The sequence below is a fragment of the Sulfitobacter sp. UBA4523 genome (genome assembly GCF_002388305.1).
GTDB classification, from domain to species: Bacteria; Pseudomonadota; Alphaproteobacteria; order Rhodobacterales; family Rhodobacteraceae; genus Sulfitobacter; species Sulfitobacter pontiacus.
Genome location: NZ_DGMH01000035.1, coordinates 51,589 through 58,695, shown reverse-complemented (window position 1 = coordinate 58,695; position 7,107 = coordinate 51,589). Strand labels below are relative to the sequence as shown.

Here is a 7,107-nt window from a genome sequence, read left to right as displayed (position 1 = left end):
TGGAAAGACCGCAACACCGGCGAGCGCCGCGAAAAGACCGAATGGCATTCGGTGGCAATCTTTCAGGAAGGGCTTGTGCGCATTGCAGAGCAATACCTGAAGAAGGGTTCCAAAGTGTATATCGAAGGCCAGCTGCAAACCCGCAAATGGCAAGATCAGTCCGGTCAAGATAAATACAGCACAGAAGTTGTCCTGCAGGGCTTTGGCGGCACGCTGACCATGCTCGATGGCCGCGACGGTGGTGGTTCCGGTGGTGGTGGTGGCAACTACGGTGGCGGCGGTGGCGGCTACGACAGTGGCCCGTCGGATCAGGGCGGCTACGGCGGCGGCTATGACAGTGGCCCCTCGGGCGGCGGCAACGACGGGGGTCGCGGTTCCTCGCGCGATCTGGATGATGAAATTCCATTCTGATATCAATCGGATACCAAACGTAGCTAAGGCGGGGAATTCCCCGCCTTTTTCTTTGTCGTGACTTAAGACGGGTGGGCGTCGCGCCCTAGTGGCGTTCGGCCAGCGCGTCATCCAGCAGCTGCAGCACCGCGTCCTTGGGGACATCGGCGGTGACAAAAGCATCGCCAATGCTACGGGCCAGAATAAAGCGCAGCTTGCCGTCGATGACCTTTTTATCCTGCCCCATCAGATCAAGCAGATAGGCGGCGTCCGGCAGATCTCCGTCGATGTCGCGCAGGTCGGTTTTCATGCCCATGGCCCGCAGATGCGCGCGGACGCGGCTGGGGTCCTCTTGCGCGCAAAGCCCCAAACGGGCGGACAATTCGAACGCCATCGCACAGCCGATCGCCACACCTTCGCCATGCAGCAGCCGGTCGGAATAGCCCGTCGCCGCCTCAAGCGCGTGGCAGAAGGTATGGCCAAGGTTCAACAGCGCGCGGTCGCCGTGTTCCTTTTCGTCGCGCAGCACGATATCGGCCTTCATCTGGACAGACCGGCGCACCGCCTCTACGCGCAGCGCCATATCGCCAGCGGCCATCGCGGGGGCGTTCACCTCGAGCCAGTCAAAGAAGGCCGCATCCCCCAGCAGCCCGTATTTGACGACTTCGCCATATCCGGCGAGGAAATCGCGCGTCTGCAATGTGCCAAGCACGGCCGTATCGGCCAATACCAGTGACGGCTGATGAAACGCGCCGACAAGGTTCTTGCCCTGCGATACGTTGATCCCCGTCTTGCCCCCGACCGAACTGTCGACCTGCGCCAGAAGCGAGGTCGGGATTTGCACAAAGCGCACGCCGCGGCGCAGGATCGCGGCGGCAAAGCCCACTAGGTCGCCGATGACACCGCCGCCAAAGGCAATCACGACATCGTTGCGTTCGACCTTCTGATCCATCAGCCAATCGACCGTGCGGGTCAGCTCTGCCCAACATTTTGTGGCCTCGCCCGGCGGCAATGCCAGCGCCTCGACGCTGATGTCAGCGGCGTCCAGTCCGGCGCGCAAACTGTCCAGATGTTGCGCCGCAACCGTTTCATCACTGACCACCACAACACGTTTGCGGCGCAACAGCGGGGCAATCAAAGCGCCTGCTTCGGCCAGCAGATCGGGGCCGATCACCACATCATAGGCGCGGCCCTCAAGACCGACATGAACCGTTTCTCGCATCACAGCACCTCAAGTACATCTGGACGATCCGCCAGCGCATCCACCACGCGCTGCGCCATCGCGTCAATCGACAGCGCCGGCGTGCTGGCAACCGTCATATCCGCAAGCCGGTAGATTGGCACACGTTTTTCGTAAAGCTCGGTCAGGGTGCCGCGCGGGTCAGCAGTGCGCAGCAACGGGCGCGAGGTCTTGTACCGCACACGGTTCCACAGCAGGTCAAGATCCGCATCCAGCCACACCGACACCCCGCGGGCCGAGATATTCTCGCGGTTGGCTTCCGCCAGAAAGGCGCCGCCGCCGGTCGACAGGATGCCGGGCTCTTTATCCAGCAGACGCGAGATCACTTCGGTCTCGCGCTTGCGAAAGAAGGGTTCGCCGTCGCGCTCAAAGATTTCGGGCACGGTCAGATTGGCAGCGGCCTCTATCTCGTGGTCGCTGTCCACAAAGGGCACGCCGAGTTTCGCGGCCAAAGCGCGGCCTACGGCGGTTTTACCTGCGCCCATCATACCCACCATGACAACCGTCTTCTTAAGATGGTACCCAGGGGTGTTTTGGGCCGTATCGGCTGGGGATTGCTGAATTTCGCTCATTCTTGTGTGAATGACGTGATCTTGCCGAAAAGGCCATATATAGAATAGTCAAAAGATGCAGAAGAAAGCAGGCGGATTCCATGGGCAAGCTGATCAAGTTTCTGATTTACCTCGCAATTATCGGGTTCATCGGCCTTGCGGTCTATGCCTATGTGGGGCCGTTCTTCGGGGCGGACTTTGCACCACCCCAGGTCGAAATCCGCGAATCCGTGACGTTGGAGCAGCAATGATCCGATTTGTCAGGCAGCTAAGCGTTTTTTGCCTGATTGCCCTCCCCCTTGGTGTCGCCGCGCAAACCGCGGCGCAGAATGACCGCAACGCGCCTTTGTCGGTGATCGACTGGCTCGGCGAACGTCCCAAGACGCCGCAACCGACGCGCAAGGCCCCCGTCAAGCCGGACGAGGCCCCCGTGGCACGGACCGCGCTGCCGCCTGTCGTGACCGTGGCCCCCTTGGGCAAAGGCGGGCCGCGCGCCATCGGGTTGGTGCCAACCAAGGTGACAGGGCTGCCGCAGGATTTATGGACGGGCAGCACCGCGGAAGATATCGCGCATCAGCTTGACCGTCTGCCGGAGCTTCACCTGCCCGTGGCCCATTCGCTGCTGTTTACCCTGCTGCTGGCGCAAGCAACCGCGCCGCAGGGGGACGCGAAACAGGGCGATGCGCTTGCCCTCGCCCGTGTGCGCACCTTGATGGATGCTGCGGCGCTTGACCCTGCGATGTCGCTGATCGAACAGGCGGGTGTCGAGACTTCGCCGGATCACTTTGGCCTATGGATGCAGGTGAGCCTGCTTTTGGGCACAGAAGATCGTGCCTGCCTGCGGCTGAAGGACAAGCCCTTCCTGACAACGGATTATGGCGTGCGCATCCTGTGCGCTGCGCGGTCGGGGGAATGGGACACGGCGGCGCTGACGTTGGGGTCTGCCCAAGCGCTGGCGCTGCTGCCCGAAAGCGATTTGTCGCTGCTGGACCGGTTCCTCAACCCTGACCTCTACGAAGGGGCCGCGCCTCTGCCCGGCCCGCGCGAAATGACGCCGCTCAAGTTCCGGCTTCTTGAAGCGATCGGAGAGCCGCAGCCCACGCGGAACCTGCCCGCCGCCTATGCTGTGGCCGATCTGCGCGATATCGCGGGCTGGAAGGCGCAGCTGGATGCGGCGGAGCGCCTGACCCGTATCGGTGCCCTGCCCGACAACCGGTTTCTGGGCATTTATACCGACCGTGAGCCTGCGGCCTCTGGCGGGGTGTGGGACCGTGTCGAAGCGCTCCAGCGGTTCGACACGGCCATGTCCAGCGGCAATACAGAGGCAATCGCCAAAGCCCTGCGCCCTGCGTGGCGCGCCATGCAGCAGGCCGAGACCGAAGTGACCTTCGCCACCCTCTATGCCGAGGATTTGCAGAGCACAGACCTTACCGGTGCCAGCGCCGCCCTACGTGACCGTATCCTGCTGCTGTCACCGCTCTACGAGCAGGTTACCAGCACCGATACGACACCGGCAGAGATTACATTCCTGTCGCAGATCGCGCGCGGGGAGGCCCCGAAAACCACGCTCGATATCCCCCACGCACAGGGGATTGCCAGCGCGTTCACGACGCCAACTCCACGTGAGGGGCTGGTTGAAATGGCGCAAAACGGTCAGTTGGGCAGCGCCATCCTGCATACGATTGCCCTGCTGGAGGACGGCGCCCGCGGCGACACGGCTGCCCTGCGCGATGCGATCTCTACCCTGCGGGCCCTGGGGCTGGAAGATGCCGCGCGGCGGGCTGCCCTGCAGACGTCTTTGCTGGAGCGTGACTGATGCAGACCGAGTTGCTGCACTGGATTTCAACCTTCCTAGAGGCGCAGGCGGCAGAACTTGGCGCGGCTACGAACACTCAACTCGCCTATGGGCGCGACCTGAAGGATTTTGACAGTTTCCTCGCCCGCCGCGCATTGGATTTTGTCTCGGTCGGTCGCAAGGATATCGAAGCCTATCTGATCTGGTGCGACGCGCAGGGGCTTGCCAAATCCACCCGCGCGCGGCGGCTGTCGGCGATCAAACAGCTGTACCGTTTCGCGTTTGAAGAAGGGTGGCGCAGCGATAACCCCGCGATCCAGATTGCCGGTCCGGGTCAGGACAAACGTCTGCCCAAGGTGCTGTCAGAAGACGAGGTTGACCAGCTGCTCGACGCGGCGCGTCATTCGGGGCGCAACACCTCGGACCAGCTGCGCAACACCTGTTTGATGGAGCTGCTCTACGCCACCGGCATGCGGGTGAGCGAGTTGGTGAGCCTTCGGGTCAGCGCGGCCCGCGGCGATCCGCGTTTACTGTTGATCATGGGCAAAGGCGGCAAGGAACGTCTGGTGCCCCTGTCTGACCCGTCGCGCGAGGCGTTGGCGGCATGGCTGGTGCAGCGCGATAAAACCGACGAGGCCGCACAGGCCAAGGGCAAACCCGCGTCGATCTACCTGTTCCCCAGCCGCGGCAGCGCCGGATATCTGACGCGCCACCGTTTCTATTTGCTGATCAAGGAATTTGCCCTGACCGCCGGGGTTGACCCGTCCAAGGTAACCCCCCATACGCTGCGCCACGCCTTTGCCACGCATCTGCTGGCCAATGGGGCCGATCTGCGGGCGATCCAGACGATGTTGGGGCATGCCGATGTCGCCACGACCGAGATCTACACCCATGTGCTAGAGGCGCGCCTGTCCGAGCTGGTGCTGGAAAATCATCCGCTGGCTAAGGCGGGGCGGCGCAGTTCCGGCGGCAAGACATCCTCTGACGGCCAGTGACCGGTCTCTAGCGCTTTGTGGTAGCCTTGGGTCAGCCCCGCCTGCATCATCGCACGGGCCGCGGCGGCATGGTCATAGTCAAGCCGGTGAAACGACATCTGCCCCGCATCAAGCACCGCAAAACGGGTCTGCGGTGCGCCGTCGTTGGGCGGCATGCCGATGACACCGGCGTTGATCCACATCCCCCGCGCTGTCTGCCGTTCAAACGCCACCCCGCAGTGCCCTGCGATGATCCCGTCCACCGGACCGATGCTCCGCTCCACCGCCTGCCATTCCGCGTCGAAAACGGCCTTGGGCGAGACGGGCCAGATGAAGCGGGCGATATCATGGTGCCCCCCGTGGATCACGGCATAGCGCTTTCCGGCGTGGTGAAAGCTGAGGATATCCGGCACCTGCCCCATCCAGTCGCGCTGCGCTTGGGTGATCTGCGCGCTGGCGTAGCCGTACCAGCCGACCGACAGCAGATCGCAGGCGCTGCCATCCTCGAACCCGCAGCCGCAGTCCATCGCACCTGCGGCAAGCTGCTTTTCACAGTTCCCCGCCACCACCGCGATGCCACTGTCCTGCATCCTGTCGCTGACGGCATGGGGATCGGCGCAATAGGCCACGACGTCGCCGGTGCAAATCATCCGGTCCGCCCCCACCCCCAAGGCGCGCGCGCGGTCAAACAGCGCATCAAGCGCCTGCAGGTTGGAGTATGGTCCGCCGAACAGCACAATCGGCCCGTTCAATTGCCCCAAATCTTGATGGTTCACCCTGCTCATCCCTTGAATGAAACCGCACACACGCCCATAACCCTATGAGCAAACGGATAAGGTATACTCACAAATGGACACGGCCCCCGCAATCCTAGACGGCGCATTTTGGATCAGCAGCGGTATCATCCTGTTTCTTCTGGTGCTTTCCGGCTTCTTCTCGGGGTCTGAAACGGCACTGACGGCGGCATCGCGGGGCAAGCTGCGGGGTCAGGCGGATAAAGGGTCCAAGGGGGCGGAACGTGCGCTCAAGATCACCGAGGATAACGAGCGGCTGATCGGCTCTGTCCTGCTGGGCAACAATCTTGTGAACATTCTTGCAGCCTCGCTTGCGACGGCGCTGTTCACGCGGGTCTTTGGCGAATCCGGTGTGGCGCTGGCGACGCTGGTGATGACGCTGCTGGTTTTGATCTTTGCCGAGGTTCTGCCCAAGACCTATGCGATCACCAATGCTGAAACCGCCGCCGCCGCCGTGTCGCGGCCCATTGCGCTGGTGGTGCTGATCTTCAGCCCCGTGGTGTCAGCCGTGCGGTTTCTGGTCCGCGGCATCCTGCGCCTTTTCGGCGTGACCATCGACCCTGACAGCAACATCCTTGCCGTACGCGAGGAAATTGCGGGGGCGCTACAAATCGGCCGCTCTGAAGGGGTGGTAGAGAAGGAAGATCGCGACCGTATTCTAGGCGCGCTCGACCTGCGCGAACGCATGGTGGAAGAGGTCATGCTCCACCGGTCAGGGATCGAGATGATCGATGCCGCCAATGATCCTTCGCAGATCCTTGAACAGATCCTGGAAAGCAACCACACCCGCCTGCCCGTCTACCGCGATGATCCCGAGAACATCATCGGCGTGATCCATGCCAAAGACCTGCTGCGTGCCATGTACAAGCACATCAGCGGCGCCGAGGATGACAAACCGTTCAAGACGTTCAAAATCGCCGATATCGCGATGAAACCCTATTTCGTGCCCGAGACATCTACGCTGGACGAACAGATGCGCCAGTTCCTACGGCGCCGCACCCATTTTGCGCTGGTGGTGGATGAATATGGCTCGCTTCAGGGGTTGATCACGCTCGAGGATATCCTTGAAGAGATTGTGGGCGAGATCACCGATGAATTCGACCCGGATGCGGACCACGGCGTGACCAAGGCCGAGGACGGGCAGTATTTCGTCGATGGGGCCATGACGATCCGCGACCTGAACCGCGCCACGGAGTGGGACTTGCCGGATGAAGAGGCCAATACCGTCGCCGGTCTGGTGATCCACGAAGCGCAGATGATCCCGACGCCCAATCAGGTGTTCTCTTTCCACGGGTTCCGGTTCGAGGTCATCGCCCGCGATGGCAACCGGATCACACAGCTGAAAATCCGCCCCCTGTAAAAG

8 protein-coding genes are annotated in these 7,107 nt (G+C 62.3%); 5 read left to right on the top strand and 3 right to left on the bottom strand.

What is annotated here, in order from left to right:
- Positions 1–411 (top strand): single-stranded DNA-binding protein (ssb, locus tag B3849_RS08655; protein WP_286780022.1); only part of this gene is annotated, 411 nt, incomplete at its 5' end.
- Between the two features lie 85 nt (positions 412–496).
- On the opposite strand, the gene aroB is transcribed toward ssb, so the two are convergent.
- Positions 497–1,612 carry a 3-dehydroquinate synthase gene (gene aroB / locus B3849_RS08650; protein WP_278426266.1) on the bottom strand — a complete coding sequence of 372 codons (1,116 nt, stop codon included), beginning with the start codon at positions 1,610–1,612 and terminating at the stop codon, positions 497–499.
- On the bottom strand, positions 1,612–2,202 hold the full coding sequence (locus B3849_RS08645) for a shikimate kinase (protein ID WP_278426264.1): 591 nt from the start codon (positions 2,200–2,202) through the stop codon (positions 1,612–1,614). Before B3849_RS08645 ends, aroB begins: the two co-directional genes overlap by 1 nt.
- An 80-nt stretch (positions 2,203–2,282) precedes the next feature.
- On the opposite strand from B3849_RS08645, the gene B3849_RS08640 reads away from it, so the two are divergent.
- From B3849_RS08640 to B3849_RS08630, 3 genes are read left to right on the top strand one after another with little or no spacing between them, the layout of a single operon-like run.
- The gene (locus tag B3849_RS08640) at positions 2,283–2,432 is read left to right on the top strand and encodes a hypothetical protein (protein WP_005853380.1); all 150 of its coding nucleotides are present in this window, start codon (positions 2,283–2,285) and stop codon (positions 2,430–2,432) included.
- Positions 2,429–3,997 (top strand): hypothetical protein, encoded by a 1,569-nt coding sequence (locus B3849_RS08635; protein ID WP_278426263.1) that lies wholly within the window; start codon positions 2,429–2,431, stop codon positions 3,995–3,997. Before B3849_RS08640 ends, B3849_RS08635 begins: the two co-directional genes overlap by 4 nt.
- Positions 3,997–4,971, top strand: a complete 975-nt coding sequence (locus B3849_RS08630; protein WP_278426262.1) for a site-specific tyrosine recombinase XerD — start codon at positions 3,997–3,999, stop codon at positions 4,969–4,971. The genes B3849_RS08635 and B3849_RS08630 overlap by 1 nt, the downstream gene beginning before the upstream one ends.
- On the opposite strand, the gene B3849_RS08625 is transcribed toward B3849_RS08630, so the two are convergent.
- On the bottom strand, positions 4,908–5,735 hold the full coding sequence (locus tag B3849_RS08625) for a metallophosphoesterase family protein (RefSeq protein ID WP_286780021.1): 828 nt from the start codon (positions 5,733–5,735) through the stop codon (positions 4,908–4,910). The genes B3849_RS08630 and B3849_RS08625 overlap by 64 nt on opposite strands.
- 64 nt (positions 5,736–5,799) lie before the next feature.
- Between B3849_RS08625 and B3849_RS08620 the strand changes: the two genes are divergently transcribed.
- A complete protein-coding gene (locus B3849_RS08620; protein WP_005853373.1) occupies positions 5,800–7,104 on the top strand; it encodes an HlyC/CorC family transporter in 1,305 nt (434 codons plus the stop codon).
- Positions 7,105–7,107 lie beyond the last annotated feature (3 nt).

What these genes read in the sequence shown, in the direction of transcription:
- B3849_RS08620 (WP_005853373.1), top strand. Translation starts at nt 5,800, where the DNA reads ATGGACACGGCCCCCGCAATCCTAGACGGCGCATTTTGGATCAGCAGC.
- aroB (WP_278426266.1), bottom strand. Translation starts at nt 1,612, where the DNA reads ATGCGAGAAACGGTTCATGTCGGTCTTGAGGGCCGCGCCTATGATGTG.
- B3849_RS08640 (WP_005853380.1), top strand. Translation starts at nt 2,283, where the DNA reads ATGGGCAAGCTGATCAAGTTTCTGATTTACCTCGCAATTATCGGGTTC.
- B3849_RS08625 (WP_286780021.1), bottom strand. Translation starts at nt 5,735, where the DNA reads ATGAGCAGGGTGAACCATCAAGATTTGGGGCAATTGAACGGGCCGATT.
- B3849_RS08645 (WP_278426264.1), bottom strand. Translation starts at nt 2,202, where the DNA reads ATGAGCGAAATTCAGCAATCCCCAGCCGATACGGCCCAAAACACCCCT.
- B3849_RS08635 (WP_278426263.1), top strand. Translation starts at nt 2,429, where the DNA reads ATGATCCGATTTGTCAGGCAGCTAAGCGTTTTTTGCCTGATTGCCCTC.
- B3849_RS08630 (WP_278426262.1), top strand. Translation starts at nt 3,997, where the DNA reads ATGCAGACCGAGTTGCTGCACTGGATTTCAACCTTCCTAGAGGCGCAG.